General features: G+C 49.5%; 20 protein-coding genes and 3 tRNA genes. 19 read left to right on the forward strand and 4 right to left on the reverse strand.

Going from position 1 to position 19,996, the window contains the following annotated elements; genetic code table 11:
• The first annotated feature begins 1 nt into the window (after position 1).
• The 14 genes from EJN92_RS14355 to EJN92_RS14420 all read left to right on the forward strand — a co-directional run bounded on the left by EJN92_RS14355 (position 2) and on the right by EJN92_RS14420 (position 12,499).
• Positions 2–589 (forward strand): DUF3306 domain-containing protein, encoded by a 588-nt coding sequence (locus EJN92_RS14355; RefSeq protein ID WP_126128452.1) that lies wholly within the window; start codon positions 2–4, stop codon positions 587–589.
• Positions 586–2,667, forward strand: a complete 2,082-nt coding sequence (locus EJN92_RS14360; protein ID WP_126128453.1) for a 4Fe-4S binding protein — start codon at positions 586–588, stop codon at positions 2,665–2,667. Before EJN92_RS14355 ends, EJN92_RS14360 begins: the two co-directional genes overlap by 4 nt.
• Before the next feature lie 49 nt (positions 2,668–2,716).
• Complete coding sequence (locus EJN92_RS14365) at positions 2,717–3,331, forward strand: TorD/DmsD family molecular chaperone (RefSeq protein ID WP_126128454.1); 615 nt, start codon at positions 2,717–2,719, stop codon at positions 3,329–3,331.
• 296 nt (positions 3,332–3,627) lie between these two features.
• On the forward strand, positions 3,628–3,819 hold the full coding sequence (locus EJN92_RS14370; RefSeq protein WP_126128455.1) for a hypothetical protein: 192 nt from the start codon (positions 3,628–3,630) through the stop codon (positions 3,817–3,819).
• Positions 3,820–3,834: 15 nt separating this feature from the next.
• On the forward strand, positions 3,835–6,795 hold the full coding sequence (locus EJN92_RS14375) for a formate dehydrogenase subunit alpha (RefSeq protein ID WP_126128456.1): 2,961 nt from the start codon (positions 3,835–3,837) through the stop codon (positions 6,793–6,795).
• Between the two features lie 23 nt (positions 6,796–6,818).
• Complete coding sequence (fdh3B, locus tag EJN92_RS14380; RefSeq protein WP_126128457.1) at positions 6,819–7,457, forward strand: formate dehydrogenase FDH3 subunit beta; 639 nt, start codon at positions 6,819–6,821, stop codon at positions 7,455–7,457.
• Positions 7,454–7,699: a hypothetical protein gene (locus EJN92_RS14385; protein ID WP_227869556.1), complete on the forward strand. Its 246-nt coding sequence runs from the start codon at positions 7,454–7,456 to the stop codon at positions 7,697–7,699. The genes fdh3B and EJN92_RS14385 overlap by 4 nt, the downstream gene beginning before the upstream one ends.
• A gap of 24 nt (positions 7,700–7,723) precedes the next feature.
• Positions 7,724–8,893 carry a formate dehydrogenase subunit gamma gene (locus EJN92_RS14390; protein ID WP_126128458.1) on the forward strand — a complete coding sequence of 390 codons (1,170 nt, stop codon included), beginning with the start codon at positions 7,724–7,726 and terminating at the stop codon, positions 8,891–8,893.
• A gap of 10 nt (positions 8,894–8,903) precedes the next feature.
• Positions 8,904–9,263 (forward strand): hypothetical protein, encoded by a 360-nt coding sequence (locus EJN92_RS14395; RefSeq protein WP_126128459.1) that lies wholly within the window; start codon positions 8,904–8,906, stop codon positions 9,261–9,263.
• Between the two features lie 187 nt (positions 9,264–9,450).
• Positions 9,451–10,308, forward strand: a complete 858-nt coding sequence (locus EJN92_RS14400) for a formate dehydrogenase accessory sulfurtransferase FdhD (RefSeq protein ID WP_126128460.1) — start codon at positions 9,451–9,453, stop codon at positions 10,306–10,308.
• 203 nt (positions 10,309–10,511) lie between these two features.
• On the forward strand, positions 10,512–11,927 hold the full coding sequence (gltX, locus tag EJN92_RS14405) for a glutamate--tRNA ligase (protein WP_126128461.1): 1,416 nt from the start codon (positions 10,512–10,514) through the stop codon (positions 11,925–11,927).
• 72 nt (positions 11,928–11,999) lie between these two features.
• Positions 12,000–12,075 (forward strand) — tRNA-Ala (locus EJN92_RS14410).
• 135 nt (positions 12,076–12,210) lie between these two features.
• Positions 12,211–12,286: transfer RNA gene (locus EJN92_RS14415), tRNA-Glu, on the forward strand.
• Positions 12,287–12,423: 137 nt separating this feature from the next.
• Positions 12,424–12,499: transfer RNA gene (locus EJN92_RS14420), tRNA-Glu, on the forward strand.
• Positions 12,500–12,546: 47 nt separating this feature from the next.
• Here EJN92_RS14420 and EJN92_RS14425 read toward each other — a convergent pair.
• On the reverse strand, positions 12,547–12,738 hold the full coding sequence (locus EJN92_RS14425) for a hypothetical protein (protein WP_126128462.1): 192 nt from the start codon (positions 12,736–12,738) through the stop codon (positions 12,547–12,549).
• A gap of 8 nt (positions 12,739–12,746) precedes the next feature.
• Here EJN92_RS14425 and EJN92_RS14430 point away from each other — a divergent pair, with 8 nt between their 5' ends.
• Complete coding sequence (locus EJN92_RS14430) at positions 12,747–14,291, forward strand: thioredoxin family protein (protein WP_126128463.1); 1,545 nt, start codon at positions 12,747–12,749, stop codon at positions 14,289–14,291.
• 47 nt (positions 14,292–14,338) lie between these two features.
• Here the strand turns inward: EJN92_RS14430 and rnhA are convergent, their stop codons facing one another.
• Both rnhA and EJN92_RS14440 read right to left on the reverse strand, forming a co-directional pair.
• A complete protein-coding gene (gene rnhA, locus EJN92_RS14435) occupies positions 14,339–14,773 on the reverse strand; it encodes a ribonuclease HI (protein WP_126128464.1) in 435 nt (144 codons plus the stop codon).
• An 81-nt stretch (positions 14,774–14,854) separates the two neighbouring features.
• Positions 14,855–15,613, reverse strand: a complete 759-nt coding sequence (locus EJN92_RS14440) for a class I SAM-dependent methyltransferase (protein WP_407701522.1) — start codon at positions 15,611–15,613, stop codon at positions 14,855–14,857.
• A gap of 26 nt (positions 15,614–15,639) precedes the next feature.
• On the opposite strand from EJN92_RS14440, the gene gloB reads away from it, so the two are divergent.
• The 4 genes from gloB to EJN92_RS14460 all read left to right on the forward strand — a co-directional run bounded on the left by gloB (position 15,640) and on the right by EJN92_RS14460 (position 18,953).
• Positions 15,640–16,425: a hydroxyacylglutathione hydrolase gene (gene gloB, locus EJN92_RS14445; RefSeq protein ID WP_126128466.1), complete on the forward strand. Its 786-nt coding sequence runs from the start codon at positions 15,640–15,642 to the stop codon at positions 16,423–16,425.
• A 69-nt stretch (positions 16,426–16,494) separates the two neighbouring features.
• Positions 16,495–17,682: an elongation factor P maturation arginine rhamnosyltransferase EarP gene (gene earP / locus EJN92_RS14450; RefSeq protein ID WP_126128467.1), complete on the forward strand. Its 1,188-nt coding sequence runs from the start codon at positions 16,495–16,497 to the stop codon at positions 17,680–17,682.
• Between the two features lie 120 nt (positions 17,683–17,802).
• Positions 17,803–18,378, forward strand: coding sequence for an elongation factor P (locus tag EJN92_RS14455; RefSeq protein WP_126128468.1), 576 nt, complete (start codon positions 17,803–17,805; stop codon positions 18,376–18,378).
• A 317-nt stretch (positions 18,379–18,695) separates the two neighbouring features.
• Positions 18,696–18,953, forward strand: a complete 258-nt coding sequence (locus EJN92_RS14460) for a hypothetical protein (protein WP_126128469.1) — start codon at positions 18,696–18,698, stop codon at positions 18,951–18,953.
• Positions 18,954–19,027: 74 nt separating this feature from the next.
• Here EJN92_RS14460 and EJN92_RS14465 read toward each other — a convergent pair whose 3' ends face one another.
• Positions 19,028–19,828, reverse strand: a complete 801-nt coding sequence (locus EJN92_RS14465; protein WP_126128470.1) for a spermine/spermidine synthase domain-containing protein — start codon at positions 19,826–19,828, stop codon at positions 19,028–19,030.
• Positions 19,829–19,996: the final 168 nt, after the last annotated feature.

Here is a 19,996-nt window from a genome sequence, read left to right on the forward strand (position 1 = left end):
CATGGCGGCAAATGATTTTTTTAATCGCTGGTCTAAAACCAAACATGCGGAAGTAGATAAACAGTGCGAGCGAGTCAGTCCGCAGTTGCCCGATGGCTGCGACACAACTGAGATTGAGTCAGTAGAACCTGCACCTCTGCCGCAAATGCAGGATGTCGAGCAGTTACACGAGGGGTCAGATTTTTCCGTGTTCATGCGCGATGGTGTGGACGAGTCGGTGCGGCGTTCAGCGATGAAAAAATTATTTACCAATCCACATTTTAATCTTATGGATGGTTTAGATATTTATGTCGCGGATTACAGTCAGCCTGACCCGCTTCCAGTGGGAATGCTGGCAAGTTTGCGCCACGCCGAGATGTTGTTGAATCCCTTGGCGCAACTGGCTCAACCTCTGCAAAATTTATTGCCGCGTCTAATCGCGGCTTCAGATTTGACAATAGCGACTGAAAATCAAAATTCAATTACGTCGCCCGACATCATGCCAGCCTCTGTTGCTGTGCAGGATGATGAGCCAGAGCACGAACTCATTACAAAAACAGATGCGCCGCATTTAGACAACTCTAACGATAAAGACCCGATTCAGGTATGAGTACCCAATTTAAAATTTGTAGTTGCAATAAAACAATGCCGCTAGATGCAGACTCCGCTGCTGCATTGAAACAGTCTTTGGGTACAACGACGCTTACCGTCAGTGATGCCCTGTGTCGACGTGAAGCCGGGGTTTTTCTGGATGCGATTAAAGGCAGCGAAGACGTCGTTGTTGCTTGCACTCAGGAGCGCGCTTTATTCTCTGAATTAGCACAGCAATCTGTTGCACCGCTACGTTTTGTGAATATTCGTGAGGCAGCAGGCTGGTCTCGGCAGTCGAATTTGGCGCTGCCAAAAATGGCGGCTTTACTCGCTGCCGCTGCCTTGCCGGATCCAGAGCCGGTACCTACGGTTAGTTATCGCTCGGGAGGCAATCTACTGATCATAGGTGGTGCCCAGGCGGCCTTGGCATGGGCGAAACGCCTTGCGACACAGTTGGATGTGAATGTTTTAATCACCGAGGGCGTGAGCGGGTCTGAACGCTTGACTGAGAGAGGTTTTCCGGTGTTTTCCGGAGCAAAAATTGCTATCTCTGGTCATTTAGGTGCGTTTAACGTTGAGTGGCAACAAGCCAATCCTATTGATCTGGAAAGTTGCACCCGCTGTAATGCTTGCGTAGAAGTATGCCCAGAAAATGCGATTGATTTCTCCTATCAAATTGATTTAAATAAATGCAGCAATCACCTTGATTGCGTCAAGGCCTGCGGTGCGATCGGTGCTATCGATTTTAATCGCAAGGAAATCGCCAGAAATTCAGCATTTGATTTGATTTTGGATCTATCGGTAAAACCTTTATTGAGCATGTCGCAGCCTCCGCAAGGGTATTTCGCGCCAGGTAAGGATTTGGACGCGCAATTCGATGCGGTGTTGCGTCTGACGCAAATGGTGGGTGAGTTTGAGAAACCAAAATTTTTCACTTACAAGGAAAAATTGTGCGCACATAGTCGCAGCGCTAAAACCGGATGTAATGCCTGCATCGATGTCTGCTCTACGGCGGCGATCAGTTCCAAGGGCGATAAGGTCTTGGTTGATCCTAATCTTTGCGCTGGTTGCGGTGCATGCACTACGGTGTGTCCGACAGGTGCCATGAGTTATGCGTATTTGCGTCCGGCGGACCAAGGTTTGCGACTAAAAACCCTGCTGTCTACTTATGCTAAAGCTGGCGGTAAAGCGCCGGCGCTATTGTTTCATAGTAAGCAGGGAGGCGCTGAGTTGCTGCTGCAAACAGGGCAAAATGCTGCGAAAAAGGGAAGGGGTTTGCCAGCGCATGTGATACCCGTAGATTTACATCACACCGCCTCGCTTGGTATTGACTTATGGATGGCAGCGATTGCCTTTGGTGCTAGCAATATCGCGGTCCTCATGACTGACGAGGAAGCGCAGGAGTACCGGCAAGCCGTGCAAAATCAGATGGAGGTTGCGCAAACTATTTTGACTGGTTTGGGCTACGCTGGTCAGCATTTTCATCTGATTCAAGCAGAAACCGTGGCGCAATTAGATCAGGCCTTATTTGGCATGCAGCAAGCTCAGACACCTGCAGTCGCCGCGCTATTTAATGTCGCGGCTGAAAAACGCGGAACTCTCGATTTTGCGCTTGAGCATTTGTATAAGCATGCGCCCGTTAAAGCGGAAGAAATTGCTTTACCAAGAGGCAAGGGTGCTATGTACGGGGAAGTGAGGATCAATAAAGATGCCTGTACGCTTTGCATGTCCTGTGTCGGTGCTTGCCCATCCTCGGCCTTGATGGATAATGCCAATGCACCGCAATTGCGTTTTATTGAGCGTAATTGTGTCCAGTGCGGCCTGTGCGAACAGACTTGCCCAGAGAATGCAATTCAATTGCTGCCGCGATTATTGCTCACCGATGTCGCCCGTGAGGCGCGCGTACTGAATGAGGCGCAAGCCTTCCATTGTATAAAATGTCAAACACCGTTTGCTACAGCAAAAATGATGGAGACTATGCTACTCAAATTGGCTGGGCACGGCGCATTTTCCGGCAACCTTGATAGGCTAAAAATGTGTTCGGATTGCCGCGTGATCGATATGATGCAGACTAAAGAATTAAGCCGACCGCATTAACTACCTGATTATGCCTAGAAATTAAATTGAGAAAAAAAAGAAAGCTTCAATGACATCTGCACACGCTATTAAATTTGAAACTCAGGATCAAGGCGAAGAAACAGCGAGGGCCGATCTATATGGTTTGCTAGCGACTTTGTTTTATGCGCCACCATCGAGCGCATTATTGGCGACATTGGTTTCTGCGCAGACCAATGGCGAAGGAGTGCTTGGTGCTGCATGGACAGTATTGGTGGAGGTTGCGCGCAGTGCTAATGCCGAAGTGCTGAGAGAGGAGTATGAGCAGCTTTTTATTGGTGTCGGCAAACCTGAAGTAATGTTATATGGCTCGTATTACCTGAGCGGTTTTTTAATGGAGAAACCGCTCGCAGCTTTACGCACCGATCTGGCGCAAATGGGTTTACAAAGAGCCGACGCTATTACTGAAAGCGAGGATCACATTGCCTCACTATGTGAGGTGATGCGCTACCTGATCGCCTCGGATGATGTTTTGCAAGCGAATGTGCTGAATCAAAAAAAATTCTTTGGCACACATATGCAAGCTTGGATTTTGAATCTGTGCGATGCGATTAGCGGTCATCCAAATGCAAAATTTTATGCAGCCTTGGCTGGATTGAGTAAGGTATTTTTTGAAGTGGAGATGCAGGCCTTTGATATGGAATGAGATCTTGCCCTGAAATTTTTTGGTTGAATGAAAGCCAAGAGTAAGTATTTTTGGTTATCGTGTTGCGGAGATGAAAATGTTTCATTGTGAATTGATGTTCACTGGGCAATTTATTGTAATATGATGTAAGTAATGTATATTGAGGAAATGTTTATTAACGTGCTCAATTATTTGTACATTAAGGTGCCCAATAAGCACAGAGTGTCGCGGAGGCGCGGTATGCAGCATGCAAACCCTATCAGTCAGTTTTTGATGATCTGCCTCTAAACTTATTATCGCGCTAGAAAGAGATAAAAATGGAACAGAAAATCAAACGTCGTGGCTTGTTAGCTGGCTTGGGTGTTGCAGCTGCAGCAATCGTTGCGGTAAAAGTAACTGCCAGCCCTCAAAAAAACATAAATGACGTAGCCACCGCTAGTGAGCCTGAGGGCGATGGTTATCGCCTTACTGAGCACGTCAAAAAATACTACCGCACTACAACCATCTGACCAACGGGGTAAGCCATGTTGTTAACTCGCAAGGGTGACGCCGGATCGCGCGCACAAAATCGTTTTTCATCTAGTCTCGCAGACACTTTGTCGCGCGCCTTACCAACTATGGATAGACGCGGCTTCTTGAAACGCTCTGGCATAGGTGTGGGAGCCGGTATTGCAGCCTCGCAGCTAGGTTTGATACAAAAAGCCAAGGCGGCCGTTGGTGCTAAAGATGCTGGCAGCAAGATAGAAGTGCGACGTACCGTCTGCACGCATTGCTCGGTCGGTTGCGCGGTAGACGCTGTGGTCGAAAACGGGGTATGGGTGAGGCAGGAGCCGGTATTTGATTCACCGATCAATCTCGGTGCTCACTGTGCCAAGGGTGCTGCGTTACGCGAGCATGGACATGGTGAGTACAGACTCAAGTATCCAATGAAACTGGTTAACGGCAAATATCAGCGCATTAGCTGGGATCAGGCCTTAACAGAAATTTCTGCAAAATTATTAGACATTAAGAAGGTCTCTGGTCCAGACTCGGCTTTCTTCGTCGGGTCGTCCAAGCACAATAACGAACAGGCGGCCTTGCTGCGTAAATTTGTCTCGTTTTACGGCACGAATAATACCGATCATCAAGCGCGTATTTGTCACTCGACGACAGTTGCCGGGGTATCGAATACCTGGGGCTATGGGGCGATGACCAATAGCTATAACGACATGCAGAATTCTAAAGCCGCGATGTACATAGGCTCGAATGCGGCAGAGGCGCATCCAGTATCGATGCTGCACATGCTGCATGCTAAAGAAAATGGCTGCAAGATGATCGTGGTGGATCCGCGCTATACCCGTACTGCGGCGAAATCTGATCAATATGTGCGGATACGTTCAGGCTCGGATATTCCTTACCTGTATGGCATGCTGTACCACATTTTCAAAAATGGCTGGGAAGATAAGCAGTACATCAATGACCGCGTGTATGGTATGGAAAAGGTCAAAGAAGAAGTCATGAAGTGGACGCCGGAAAAAGTCGAAGAGGCTTGTGGTGTGCCGGAAGCGGAAGTCTTTAGAGCCGCTGAAACCATGGCGAAAAACCGTCCGTCCACGGTAGTCTGGTGCATGGGGCAAACCCAGCACAGCATAGGCAATGCGATAGTCCGAGCTTCCTGCTTATTGCAATTAGCCTTAGGTAATGTCGGTAAATCTGGCGGCGGAACCAATATTTTCCGTGGCCACGATAACGTTCAGGGTGCGACCGATGTCGGCCCGAATCCGGATTCTCTGCCTGGCTATTATGGTTTAGCAACGGGGGCCTGGAAGCACTGGTGCAATGTTTGGGGTGTTGATTATGAATGGGTGAAGAAACAATACCCTTCACAAGCCATGATGGAAAAATCTGGCACGACAGTGTCGCGCTGGATCGACGCGGTTTTGGAAAAAAGCGAGTTGATCGATCAGGAAAATAGTGTCAAGGCAATGGTGTTCTGGGGACATTCTCCGAATTCGCAAACCCGTGGTCTGGAAATGAAGAAAGCCTTTGATAAGCTTGATTTATTGGTGGTGATCGATCCTTATCCATCAGCGACTGCGGCGATGGCGGCGATGACGACTGAAGGCCAGGAGTTAAATGCCAAACGTCAGGTGTATTTGTTACCGGCAGCTACACAATTTGAAACGTCTGGCTCAGTCACTGCCTCGAATCGCTCTATACAATGGCGCGAAAAAGTTATAGAACCTTTGTTTGAATCGCGCACCGATCACATGATTATGTATCAGTTAGCGGAAAAACTCGGTTTTGGAAAAGAGTTGGTGGCGAAGCTAAAATTAGTGCCAGGCAAGGGCGGCATGATGGAGCCGGAACCTGAATCGATGCTGCAAGAAATTAATCGCGGCACTTGGACGATAGGCTATACAGGTCAATCACCGGATCGTCTTAAATCGCATATGCGCAATATGCACTTGTTTGATGTGAAAACACTCAAATGCAAGGGCGGTAAGGATGCCATTACTGGTTACGATATGACTGGTGATTATTTTGGCCTGCCTTGGCCGTGTTACGGCACCCCTGAGTTGAAACATCCAGGCACGCCAAATCTTTACGATACCTCCAAGCATGTGATGGATGGCGGCGGTAACTTCCGTGCCAACTTCGGCGTAGAGCGCGAAGGCGTCAGTTTGCTGGCTGAAGACGGTTCGCATTCTTTGGGTGCCGATATTACTACCGGATATCCTGAATTCGATCATGTCCTGCTGAAGAAACTGGGCTGGTGGAGTGACTTGACCGAAGCCGAACAAAAAGCAGCGGAAGGCAAGAACTGGAAAACCGATATGTCAGGCGGCATTCAACGTGTGGTCTTGAAAGTGCATGGCTGCTACCCGTTTGGCAATGCCAAGGCGCGCGCGGTGGTCTGGAACTTCCCAGATCCGGTTCCTCTGCATCGTGAGCCTTTGTTCGGTACCCGCCCTGATCTGGTGGCGAAATACCCTACACATGACGATAAGAAATCATTCTGGCGCTTACCTACTTTGTACAAATCGGTACAGCAGAAGAATATTGAGACCAAGATGTACGAGAAGTTTCCTATCATCCTCACCTCTGGTCGTTTGGTTGAGTATGAGGGCGGTGGTGAGGAGACGCGTTCTAATCCTTGGTTGGCTGAATTGCAGCAAGAAAATTTCGTTGAAATTAATCCAAAAGCGGCTTCTGATCGCGGCATCCGTGACGGCGAGTTCGTGATTGTGTCGACCCCGACCGGTGCGCGTATCAAGGTCAAGGCCATGGTTACGCCGCGGGTCGATGCCGGTACAGCGTTTATTCCCTTCCATTTTTCCGGATGGTGGCAAGGAAAGGATATGAAAGAATTCTATCCTGAAGGTGCCATGCCTATCGTGCGTGGCGAGGCGGTGAATACGGCAACCACCTATGGTTATGATTCTGTGACCATGATGCAGGAAACCAAGACAACGATCTGCAACATCGAAAAATTCACGGCTTAATCGGTCCGGGACAGGAGAATAAAATGGCAAGAATGAAGTTTATCTGCGACTCAGAGCGCTGCATAGAATGTAATGGCTGCGTGACCGCCTGCAAGAATGAAAATGAAGTGCCTTGGGGCGTGAATCGGCGTCGTGTCGTGACTGTCAACGACGGCGTGATCGGGCAAGAGAAATCGATGTCGGTCGCCTGTATGCATTGCTCGGATGCGCCTTGTATGGCAGTTTGCCCGGTCGATTGTTTTTATCGCACCGACGAAGGCGTGGTTTTGCATAATAAGGATATCTGCATAGGTTGTGGTTATTGCTCTTATGCCTGCCCGTTTGGCGCGCCGCAATTCCCGTCAAATGGCGCTTTCGGTTTGCGCGGTAAGATGGACAAATGTACTTTTTGTTCCGGCGGCCCGGAAGAAGACGGTTCGCAAGCTGAATTTGAAAAGTACGGACGTAATCGCCTGTCCGAAGGTAAATTGCCGATCTGCGCCGAGATGTGTTCTACCAAGGCTTTGCTGGGCGGAGATGGTGATGTGATCTCGGATATTTTCCGTAATCGCGTGGTGCGACGCGGTAAAGGTAGTGAGGTGTGGGGTTGGGGCACGGCCTATGGCAAAGCGACAAATTCCGAAGCCAAGCCAGAACTCGCAAGCACTGAGAAAAAATCATGAAAACCGTGAAGAGTCTGACGGGCATGACGACGATGAGTTTAGTCTTGATGTTAAGCCTGACTGCCTGTGGCGAGCGCAATCAAGCATTGAGTAATAAGACCGGCTCGCGCGGCGAAAAAGCCTGGGCTGGTGCCAAAAACGAGCATGTGGTTGCTGGCTGGACGGCCGGTAATGAAGAGAGTTGGAAGGCGCAGATTCGTAGTCGCGGTCAGTATCAAAACGAGTATCTCAAGACCAACTAGGATGAACTTCAATTGCGAGTTGACATGAAAACTTTAATTGCCGTTGTGAGCTTGGCCTTGGCGAGTGCCGCTAGCAGTTTGGCCCTCGCGCAGAATGCGCCTGCCACTGCTGCCGAGACATCCGCCAGTGCGGTCGTTACGAGCGCCAATTTGGGCGCGGTCGAATCTATCGATATCCTTAAGCAAAATCAAGCTGAGCGCAGTCGCGATCAACCGGGCAATGCTGCGCCTACTTTTCGACTGGTCAACGACGGTACAAAACATTATTCTAGTTTGCCAGGATTGGAGACTGGCGTTCTGATTCAGGGCAAAACCCAGTTTCCAGGGCAAGCCCGTGCAACTACTGCGGGTGAGGCTTGGCGCCAATATCGCAACGGGCCCTTGACCATGCTAGGTGGCTGGCTATTGCTGACCGTTGCGGCGACTATCGCGGGATTTTATTTTTGGCGGGGCGAGATTAAGTTACAAACTGCATTGACGGGACGCCTGATCGAGCGCTTCACGCCGGGCGAGCGTACTTTACACTGGAGCATGGCGCTGAGTTTTGTTGCGCTGGCGGTATCAGGCATGATCATCTTATTTGGCAAGCACGTGTTATTGCCGGTGTTTGGCTTAACTCTGTTTGGTTGGTTGGCTTTTTTGTGTAAAAACATACACAATTTTATTGGTCCGGTATTTACTATTTCCATCATCTTATTTTTTATTAAATTCGTAAAAGATAATTTGCCAAATGCGACCGACCTGCCTTGGCTGGCTAAATTTGGTGGCTTAGTTAGTGGTGAGCACGTCAGTTCTGGGCGTTTCAATGCTGGCGAAAAAATCTTATTCTGGGGTGCCGTGGTCGGTCTGGGTTTAGTGGTGAGTGCATCCGGCCTGGTGCTCGATATGCTGGTGCCTGCTTTGGAATATAGCCGAGCCAATATGCAGATCGCCAATATCATTCACGTCATCGCTGCGATTTTGGCGGCAACGATGGTGATGGGGCATATCTATCTGGGGACGCTGGGTATGGAAGGGGCCTACGCTTCTATGCGCACGGGTTACGTGGATGACGCTTGGGCCAAGGAGCACCATGAAGCCTGGTATGCCGATATAGAAAATGGCAAAGTCCCTAGACTGCGCAGCGAGCCAGCAGGCAATGGCAGCCATGCTCAGCCTGCGCATACAGCTAATGTGAGTTCTTCGAACGCTTGATGGAATCAACATGAAAAAAATAATCTTGATCGCCGGTTTTTGTATCGCCAGCTTAGGCCTTGCCACCAGTAGCTTTGCCAAATTAGCTGCGCCTAGCGAAGAGGCAAAATTGAAAGCGGCAGAGGCGAAAGCCAAGACTGCCTGGTCGGATAAAGTGGGCGCGTATCAATTGTGCAAAGCTCAGGATAAAGTCGCTGCAGGCTATTTGAAAGCCAAGGGCAGTGCAGCACCGACTCCGCTAGCGACACCAGCTTGCGCAGATCCTGGGCCGTATGTTGCGGCGCCTGCCGGGCCTGCGCCGCTAGCCGCAGCAACGCCAGCGTCCGCCGTGGTGGCGACCAGCCCGGCGGCTAGCGCGCCGAAAAAATAAGTGGTTTAATCTGAGTAAGGTTTTCCTTGGGGCGTGCTCAGAGCTAAAAAAATACCAGGGCTTTACATATACTCCCCTAAATACTTTTTAAATGCTGTCATTTGCGCACGAGATACGTGGGTGTTTAAATAATACTAGGGGTGAGTATGCGGCGCTCTTACCTTTAACCTCCTCACTTAAGCGGCTTATGTCATCTTTGCCTAGCCTGACGCAGTCCCAGACGGCACTGACCAAAGAAGTCACGGTGCTCGATGAGCGTGGCCGTTCTTCGACTATTTCGATTCCCTGTGAGCGTGCCCTTACCGTGTATTTGGATAAGCGCGAGTTACTCACTTTGATGACGATAGGCGCCAATCCAGAAGCTTTAATCCTCGGATATTTGCGCAACCAGCGCCTGATCCGTTCACTGGATGAAATCGCCGCAGTGCAAGTCGACTGGGAGGTGAATGCGGTCGCAGTGACTACCCATCAAGGTGTCAGCGACATAGAAGAGCGTACTGCCAAACGCGTGGTGACCACGGGTTGCGGGCAGGGCACGGTGTTTGGTGGCTTGATGGATGAGGTCGATCAAATCCATTTACCGCTCGATGCCAAAATCACTCAATCTGCGCTGTACCGTGTGGTGGACTGCATACGCACCCATCCATCGATTTATAAAAAAGCCGGCTCTGTACATGCCTGCGCTCTGTTTTCCGCCAACGGGGATTTACTGTATTTCGTCGAAGATGTCGGTCGCCATAATGCGGTCGATGCGATCGCTGGCAAGATGTGGCTAGATGATATGCAGGGTGGCGATAAAATTTTTTACACCACTGGCAGGCTCACCTCTGAGATGGTGATCAAGGGCGCGCAAATGGGGATACCGGTTTTGTTATCGCGCTCCGGCACCACCGAGATGGGGCTGCAAGTGGCTGAACAGGTGGGTATGAGCTTATTTTCTCGCTGCACCGGACGGCATTTTTTACTCCTGACGCATCCGCAGCGACTCGAATTTGAATTAGAGCCACCATCGGCTGCGCTTAATCCAGATTTGTTTAAAGTCTGAGCTGCATCCGTCCACACCCAGGTGTAGTACGCAATGCTTCACAGTTCAACTGTTCTACTGTTCTACTGCCTAGGCCGGCTGCGCCTATCATCTGATCTCCGAAAACGGTAAAATGACGCTTTTAACTTTTTCCGTCTTGCTCGCGCCTTTGATCTCTTTACTTGCCCAAGTATTTGATTATCGCCTTGCTAGCGCACCATCCCATGACTGCAGCCATTCCGACTACTCCTGTTCGTACCCGTTTCGCGCCTAGCCCGACTGGCTATTTGCATGTGGGTGGCGCACGTACCGCCTTGTTCAGTTGGGCCTACGCCCGTCACTTCGGCGGCACTTTTGTGTTGCGGATAGAAGATACCGATCTGGAACGTTCCACCCCAGAAGCGGTGCAGGCGATTCTGGACGGCATGAGCTGGCTGGGCTTGCAGCACGATGAAGGTCCGTTTTATCAAATGAAACGCATGGATCGCTATCGCGAAGTGCTGGCCAAGATGCTAGTTGAGGGCACTGCCTATCATTGCTACTCTTCGCAAGAGGAAGTCGAAGCGATGCGCGAACGTCAACGTGCAGCCGGTGATAAGCCGCGCTACGATGGCACCTGGCGTCCTGAAGAGGGCAAGGTGTTGCCAGCAGTGCCAGCCGATCGTAAGCCCGTGATTCGTTTTAAAAACCCGCTGGATGGAGATGTAAGTTGGTTCGATGTGGTCAAGGGACAGATCACCATTAGTAATCGTGAACTCGATGATCTGGTGATCGCCCGTCCTGATGGCACTCCTACCTATAATTTTTGCGTTGCGGTCGATGATAATGACATGCAAATCACCCACGTGATACGCGGCGATGATCACGTCAATAATACCCCGCGCCAAATCAATATCCTGCTGGCGATAGGCGCCAAATTGCCGCATTACGGGCATGTGCCGATGATCTTGGGCACCGATGGTCAGAAGTTGTCTAAGCGTCGTGATGCGGTCAGTGTCATGGATTACCTCGAAAAGGGTTATTTGCCCGAGTCTATGCTGAATTACCTGGCGCGCCTGGGCTGGAGCCATGGCGACGATGAAGTGTTTTCTATGGAGCAGATGTGCAGCTGGTTTGATCTTAGTCATTTGTCGGGATCTGCGGCGCAGTTCAATCCTGAGAAACTGGCATGGCTGAATAATCATTACATCAAGGCGGCCGATAATCAAAGACTGGCAGAGTTGATACGCCCGCAGATGCTGGGTTTGGGTGCTGAGTTTGCGTATGCTCCAGATCTGGCCGCGGTGGTTGGCTTAATGAAAGAGCGCGTCAACACTACCCTGGAATTGGGTTTGGCCTGCATGCTGTTCTACCGCCAACCGCAAGCCGATGCGGCTTTGCGTGAGCTGCATATTAATGCCGCTGTCTTACCTGCCTTGCTCGAATATGCGCAGGCTTGTCAAACGGTAGAGTGGAATAAAGCCGCACTGGCTAGCATGCTGAAAGAAATTCTGGTTAAGTTTGCACTCAAGATGCCGCAACTGGCGATGCCTTTGCGTTTGCTGTTGACGGGGCAATTGCAGACGCCGTCTATCGATGCGGTCGTTGAGTTGTTCGGGCGCGAAGTGGTTCTGGCGCGTTTGAGTAAAATCGCCGAATAGTTCGAGATAAGCGCGACTAAGCCTTTACAAAACGAGAGAAATATTGCTATACTCTCGTTTCTGTTTTGCGCTGGGGGTGTAGCTCAGTTGGTAGAGCGCTTGCATGGCATGCAAGAGGTCAGCGGTTCGATTCCGCTCACCTCCACCAGTTCAAAGCAGAGTTTCATGAGTCTAGTTAAATGCAAGTAGTTTGCTAGTATCAAGAAAAGTAGTATATAATATTGCTCTTGCTTGTTTATGTATAGAGTAAGTTATAAAAGGTCAGTAACACGGACAGATTATTGTCCCCATCGTCTAGAGGCCTAGGACATCACCCTTTCACGGTGAGTACAGGGGTTCGAATCCCCTTGGGGACGCCAAATTACTTTGATTTTTTAAATCGAAGTTTGAAAAAGCCCTGTTAGGTCGGGGCTTTTTTTATTTATGTCAGCATGGCATAAATTGCTAAATAATATTTAGCGTGTAGCAAACAGGTCAGTAATACGGACAGATCATTGTCCCCATCGTCTAGAGGCCTAGGACATCACCCTTTCACGGTGAGTACAGGGGTTCGAATCCCCTTGGGGACGCCAAAATATTCTGGTGTAAGCACATCGGAATGTAAAAAAGCCTTGAGAAATCAAGGCTTTTTTATTTTCAATTTCTTTTTTTCAATTTCTTTTTTCCGAATTGTAATACTTTCCTCGTTTCTTGCCTTTTGGGAAGTGCCACCGCGCACCAAAAAATATCTAAACTCAACTGCTACTCTTGCTACACTAAGCAAACTTAATTTACGGCTTGCTGGCCGCCATTTTTGCTGCTTATCGGACATCCTTAGATATGAAATTATTTTCGATTGCAATTGCTGTTGGCTTGATTTTCTCTTATCCGGGTTATGCTGCTGATCAAATCCAGTCAGCTAAGGCTGCACATGCGGACATAGAATGGCGCAAAGACAATGATGTTGACGCTGCGTTTTCCTTGGCAAAGGCAAGCAATAAGCCGGTGTTTTTATATTGGGGCGCGGTGTGGTGTCCGCCCTGCAATCAGGTCAAGGCGACGATTTTTAATCGTGCAGATTTCATCGATAAATCACGACATTTTGTGCCGGTTTATCTCGATGGTGATAGTCCTGGCGCACAAAAATTGGCGGCGCGTTTCAAGGTGCGCGGCTATCCGACGATGATCTTATTTAAGCCTGATGGCAGCGAAATCACGCGTTTGCCGGGTGAGGTGGATGGCGAGCGTTACGTACAAGTGCTCAAGCGCGCCATGAATGCTAGTTTGTCGGTATCCGACACCTTAAAACTAGCTTTGGCTGGCAGTAAAAAACTCAGCGCCGAAGATTGGAGTTTATTGGCCGATTACTCTTGGGATGATCCTGAGCAAAAGCTCATTAGTAGTAAAGACGTGGTCGCTAGTTTGTTGCGCTTGTCTGAAGCGTGTCCCAACAAGGCCAGTGCCACGCGCCTGTATATGAAGGCGATCGTAATCAGTGCCAGCGTAAAACCGGCTGACGCAGGCGCCGCGATCGATAAATCGCAAGCGCTAGCCAAGCTCAGTAAGGCGCTCACTGATAGCCGCATCGCTAGAGATAATATGGATCTTTTCACTGCGTCACCGGGTGAAGTAATTGAGTTGCTCACATCCATCAATACCGAGTCGCGCCGCCAGTTAAGCCAGATCTGGAATCTTGCTTTGATTAAATTGGCCGACGATACCAGTCTCTCCAAGACCGATAGACTGAGCGCGATCAGCGGGCAAATCGCTATCGCTAGCCTCGCCAAGGCGGGCCCTGAGAAAAACCTGCAAAACAGCCTGGAAAAGAGCATTACCCAGATAGAGCGCGCCACCACCGATAGTTATGAACGTCAGTCGGTGGTGAATGCTGCTGCACATGCTTTGAGCGATCTCGATTTACTCGATGCGTCTGACGCCTTGTTAAAGGCAGAATTGAGCCGTTCGCACTCAGCCTATTATTTCATGTCCAGCTTGGGGGCGAATGCCAAAAAACGTGGAGACAAAGCAGGCGCTATCAACTGGTACGAGCAAGCTTACAACGCGGCCAAAGGGCCCGCGACGCGCCTGCAGTGGGGTGTCAGCTATGTCAATGGCATGATAGAGCTGGCCCCGCAAGACGAGGCTAGGATACAAAAGATTGCACAACAGGTGTTAACCGAAGTGGCGACGACAGAAAACGCTTTCTTTGAACGCAATCGGACTGCTATGGAGCGTATGAGTAAAAAAATAGGCGATTGGAATAAAGAGGGTAAACATCAGGCTACGGTGCAAAAACTGCGCAGCCAACTCGATGGCATTTGTTCTAAATTACCTGCCAATGATAGTCAGCGTACGAGTTGCCTGGCCTTACTGCAAAAATCTTAGTTGGAAGATGAAGCGTGCTGAGTTGGCGCGCTGCGGGTAACAGGCATTTAACGTACCGAATCCACGCCGCGATTAGCCAGTTGATCGGCGCGTTCATTGCCGGGGTGGCCGGAGTGACCTTTAACCCATTTCCATTCTATCTTGTGGGTGTTTCTGGCTTGATCTAATGCTTGCCATAAATCGACGTTTTTAACTGGAGTCTTGGCGGCAGTTTTCCAGCCCTTGGCTTTCCAGCCCTGTATCCACTCGGTAATTCCCTTTAGGACATATTGGCTATCGGTATGTAAGATAATTTCGCAAGGTCGCTTCAAGACTGTCAGTGCCTGTATCACCGCCATTAATTCCATGCGATTATTGGTGCTGTCTTTTTCACCGCCAAAGAGTTCTTTTTCTTTTTCCCCTGCGATCAGCAAGGCACCCCAACCGCCTACACCAGGATTTCCCTTGCACGCACCATCGGTGTAAATACTAATTTTATCCATCCTAAACTACATCCTTTGTTCTAATTGTCATACTTGCGGCGCACTCAAAATTGAGTGCATCACTGATTGTTTTGATTGGCTTTATTTTGCTGGAAATTTATTCGACTTGCTGGTTTTATTGGTGACCGGTAATGCGCGTCCTCGTGGGAAGCGCTGCGCTTTCCATGCGGGACCGATTAAATGCATGCCTTTCACTCTCTTAATTGCCTGCATCATATACACAGAACCCAGATACGGCCACCAGCGCGCGCCGAGATGCTCCATAAAACCGCAGCGCTGCAACCATAATTCGGTTTGAAAAGGCGGGGCATAGCATCCGAATTGAGTCGGCATGACTTCCATATTGAGTAATTTCAACCAATCCCTCATGCGCGGCGCGCTGATGAACTCGCCTTGTTTCGGCAAAAAATGATGTCCCGTGATGCGTCCGGCGAGTTGTCTGGCGCCCCATAAGCTAGTGCGACTAAAGCCGCTAATAATTAATCTGCCCTCAGGTATCAAGATGCGCTCGACTTCACGCAAGACTTGATGCGGTTCAGCCGCGAACTCCAGCACATGCGGCAATACCACCAGATCTATGCTTTGCGAGGCGAACGGCAACTCGGCAAAATCGATCAATAGTGTACTGGTCGCGATGTTTTGCATGCTGGTGGTCGCCAGCCATTTATTCGGCATACGGCTCGCTGCAAGCGCCGCGATCTGCGGCTGCCCTATCTGTAGCGCGTTGTAGCCAAAGATATCTGCGGTCAATTGATCGAGTTGCGCTTGCTCCCATGCGCGGATATAGCTGCCTGCTGGCTGCGCTAACCAAGTACCTAAGTCTATAATGGGATGATTCACAGTTTCCACTATTAATAAAACCGTCTATGAAGAATTCCCTCAGTATCTTAACCGTCCCGGCTTTTGACGACAACTACCTCTGGATTATCCATGATGGGCAGCATGCTGTTGTGGTCGATCCGGGCGATGCGACCCCGATCTTAGCAGCATTGACGCTGCATCGCTTGCAGCTTAGCGCTATTTTACTGACGCATCACCATGCCGATCATGTAGGAGGTGTGCCCGCCTTGTTGCAGTACGCCGCTGTGCCCGTGTATGGGCCTAAGAATGACAATATTGCTGCAGTTACGCATCCATTAGGGCAAGACGATAAGCTCACGATAGAGGTGCTAGGCTTGACGCTTCATATTATCGATGTGCCTGGTCATACTGCCGGGCATATCGCCTATTTCGCGCCTGAACAGCATTGGCTGTTTTGTGGTGATACCTTGTTTGCCGGTGGCTGCGGTCGCCTGTTTGAAGGTAGTCCCAAGCAGATGCTGGCATCACTGGATAAGTTGGCAGCCTTGCCCGACGATACTTTGGTGCATTGTGCGCATGAATACACCTTATCTAATTTACGTTTTGCGCTTGCGCTAGAGCCAGAGAACTCAGCTTTGCGGCAGCGCATGCTGAGCGCGCAGAGCATGCGCCAAAATGGTCTGGCCACCGTGCCTAGTGTGCTGGCCTTAGAAAAACAAACCAATCCTTTTTTGCGCAGTAGAGTGGCGTCTATCCGCAAAGGTTTACTGGTCGCCGGGAAGCATCCTGCGGATGGGGACGAGGTTAGTTATTTTGCCGCAATACGCGAATGGAAAAACAACTTCGCCTAATTTTTCCTAAGTCTGGAAGTCAGTCCTCAGGCTTGCGACCAATAAAAATTTTTACCCGTCTCATCAAAAATGCATTTAAAAAAAAATACGCCTAGATCCCTGGCACTGTTTTGTAAAGTCGTTGATAACTATGGCGACATCGGTATCTGTTGGCGTTTCGCCAGACAGTTGCAGCAAGAGCATGGCATTGCCGTGAGTTTATGGGTGGACGACTTAATCAGTTTTCAACGCATCTGCCCGCAAGTCGCTATCGACCTCGAACAGCAAGTCGTTGCTGGAGTGCTGGTCAGGCATTGGCGCGATCAGGATGGGCGGTTTACGGTAGTTGAGGTGCCAGATATCGTGATCGAATTTTTTGCCTGCGATATACCGCCGGGTTTAATCAATGCGATGGCCGAGCGTACCCCGCGCCCAGTCTGGCTCAATCTGGAGGGTTTGACGGCAGAGGAATGGGTTGAGGGTTGCCATACTTTGTCGTCACCGCATCCACGCTTGCCGCTCACCAAGTATTTTTTCTTCCCCGGCTTTACTGCGAAAACCGGAGGGCTGTTGATGGAATCCTGCTTGCAGCAGGAGCGCCAGCAATTTCAGTCTGATCCGGTAGCTATGCATGCATTTTTAGCGCAGTTTGGCCTCACTGCGGCGCAGATGGACAGTTTTAAGATCGCTTTATTTTGCTATCCGCAAGCGCCGGTCAGCGCCTTATTTGAGGCCTGGAAAACTGGCAAGCGCCCGATTACCTGCCTGGTGCCGCAAGGTGTCGCGGTGGAGGCTGTGCAGGCCTTTTTGGGCGGCGAGGCGAAGGTAGGGGCGAGTGCCACACACGGCGCTCTCAGCGTGCATGTATTGCCGTTTATTCCACAGACTGATTACGACAAGTTACTGTGGGCATGTGATCTTAATTTTGTGCGGGGTGAGGATTCTTTCGTGCGGGCGCAGTGGGCTGCTAAACCCTTTATCTGGCATATTTATCCACAAGACGAAAACCTTCACCATAAAAAACTACTTGCCTTCTTAGACCGCTATGCGCTGGACGCCGAGCATTTACATAGGCTGTCGTGCGCCTGGAATGCGCTTGCAGTGGAGAGTTTAGCTGCCCCAGAGTGGACTGAGCTATGGCAAAAATTTTTGCAAGATATGCCAAAAATGCAGGCGATGGCGCAAGATTGGCAGCAGCAACTCGCGAGCAATGGCGATATGACATCAAATTTACTGCACTTTGTCGACACACTTAATTTAGGTGGCGCGCAAAAATGAGGTAAAATGTGCGGTTAAATTTTAACCTATTTTAAAATTCAATCAAACGTGAGCTTGCGGTGTTGTTACCAGTAGGCGACAGATGATTTTTACGCAACCTACTTTTTACGTATATTTATTATGAAACCTGCAAAAGAAATTCGTGTTGGCAACATTATTATGGTCGATAGCAAGCCTATGATCGTGCTGCGTTCTGACGTCAATGGTTCAAGCCGCACGGGCTTCACCTACAAGTGGAAGATGAAGAGTCTGTTGACCAATAGTCCTCAAGAAAACGTATTCCGCGGTGATGATAAGTTTGATGTCGTAGTTCTCGACAAAAAGCCAGTAACGTATTCCTATTTCGCTGATCCTTTGTATGTTTTCATGGATGCAGACTACGAACAGTTCGAAATCGAAGAAGAGAATTTGGGCGATGCTTTGCATTACCTGAAAGACGGCATGGAATGCGAAGCGATTTTTTATGATGGCAAAGCAATTTCTGTTGAATTGCCAACTACGATCGTGCGCCAGATTATTTACTCTGAGCCAGCAGTCAAAGGTAATACTTCAGGCAACGTCTTGAAAGACGCGAAGATAGAAAATGCAGTTGAAGCGCATTGCCATAATGTTCAAGTGCCACTGTTCGTGAGCCAGGACGATATGATAGAAATCGATACTCGCACTAACGAGTACAAGCGCGTCATCCGCAACTAATTTTTGCATCAAAAAAAACGCTGCCTATCCTTGAGTTAGGCAGCGTTTTTTTTCGTCCATCGCTTTCTGCTGTTTTAGGCGAATCTGGATATACTCCCCCTAAATTTTTATAAAACCATGGTGTTCGCGCATATTCGTCTTGCGCTTCGAAAATATACTCGGTAGGAGTATTTAGACTTTCTGAATTGTGCGAGCACGCGGGCTGACTCAAATGCGGATATCTTAGCGCTGCACTTGAACTATCCTAAGAACTCTTCTATGCTGAAACCAGACATTGGTCCGATTGCAAGAGTAGATCTACAATAAAGGTGAGCATCATGGCAATTTCCGGTATTCAGGCTGCTTCCGCGCCTCCACCCGTCAAAGCTATCAGCACGAACGATATCCAGAAAGCGGCTGCGGCCAAAGTCAATGCACAGGTGAAGCCTCCTGAGTCTAGTCAGGCCCCGGCTAAGCAAGCCGCAGCAGCTGCTAAACCCGAGCAAGTAAATAATCAGCCAGCCCCAAAGCCGCCTACGCCTTCCGTGAATACGAGCGGTCAGGTTACTGGGACCCGTATCAATACAACCGCCTAAAACACTCTTAGAATTCTCCAGTGGTACCCGCAGGCATGCCGAATTAGCATCGCCTGTTTTTTTGTGTGCTAGATTCAGGCTTCTGTGTCTAGCGTCATCCACTCTTTCAAGCCATTGACCCAATACGGTGCCGGTAACTTGTAATTGACACGGATAATCGCGGCACGTTGATACAGAACTGCAAAATCGATGGCTGGCGCACGTTTAAACGCCAATACCACGACGTTGGCATCATGCACTTCTGGTAACCACACCACGGCATCAAAGGCCGTCTCCATCGCTGCCAGATTTTTAATGCGATTCTCCGCACTGGAAAATAAATTCACCGTCATCATGCCGTCTTCGCTTAGGCAATCGGCGCAGGCCTGATAAAACTCAGGACTATCTAACACCGGGCCTTGCGCCTCTGCATCATACAGATCGACTTGCAGAATATCGAGTTTGCCATGGCGCGCAGGATTCATCACGAAATCGAGTGCATCAGCTTCTATTATCTGCAGGCGCGCATCGTTTTCTGGCAATTGAAATTGTGCATGGCAGATCGCGATGACATGCGGATTGAGTTCAATCGCGCTCACTTTTGCTTCAGGAAAATAGCGATAACAAAACTTGGTCAGCGCCGCCGCGCCCAGACCGAGTTGCACGATGTGCGCTGGATTCTCGACAAATAACATCCACATCATCATTTGCTGCACGTATTCCAGTTCTATCTGTTCTGGTACCGCCATGCGCATCGAGCCTTGGATCGCGGCATACGCGGTATCGCCGCTGAAATCGTCGTTCAGGTGCAGCGAGCGTACGCCCCGAAATTCTGAGATGGACACTTCCGGATGGGTGGGATGTAATTCTGTTTTAGTGCGAGATTTGCTGGACATGGGGTCTATCGAAGGCTATCAATGGGGATACCGGGCGTATCCGCTGAAAGCGTAATTATCCCGTAAATTAAGGGATTCTAAAAAATATCGCACACATGGTGTTAAAAAGTTAATCAGTGTAAAATTCCTTCGCCAATTCACCTCCTTAATGATAGAAGCTGACATCCC

It is taken from the genome of Undibacterium parvum (assembly GCF_003955735.1).
Lineage (GTDB): Bacteria > Pseudomonadota > Gammaproteobacteria > Burkholderiales > Burkholderiaceae_D > Undibacterium > Undibacterium parvum.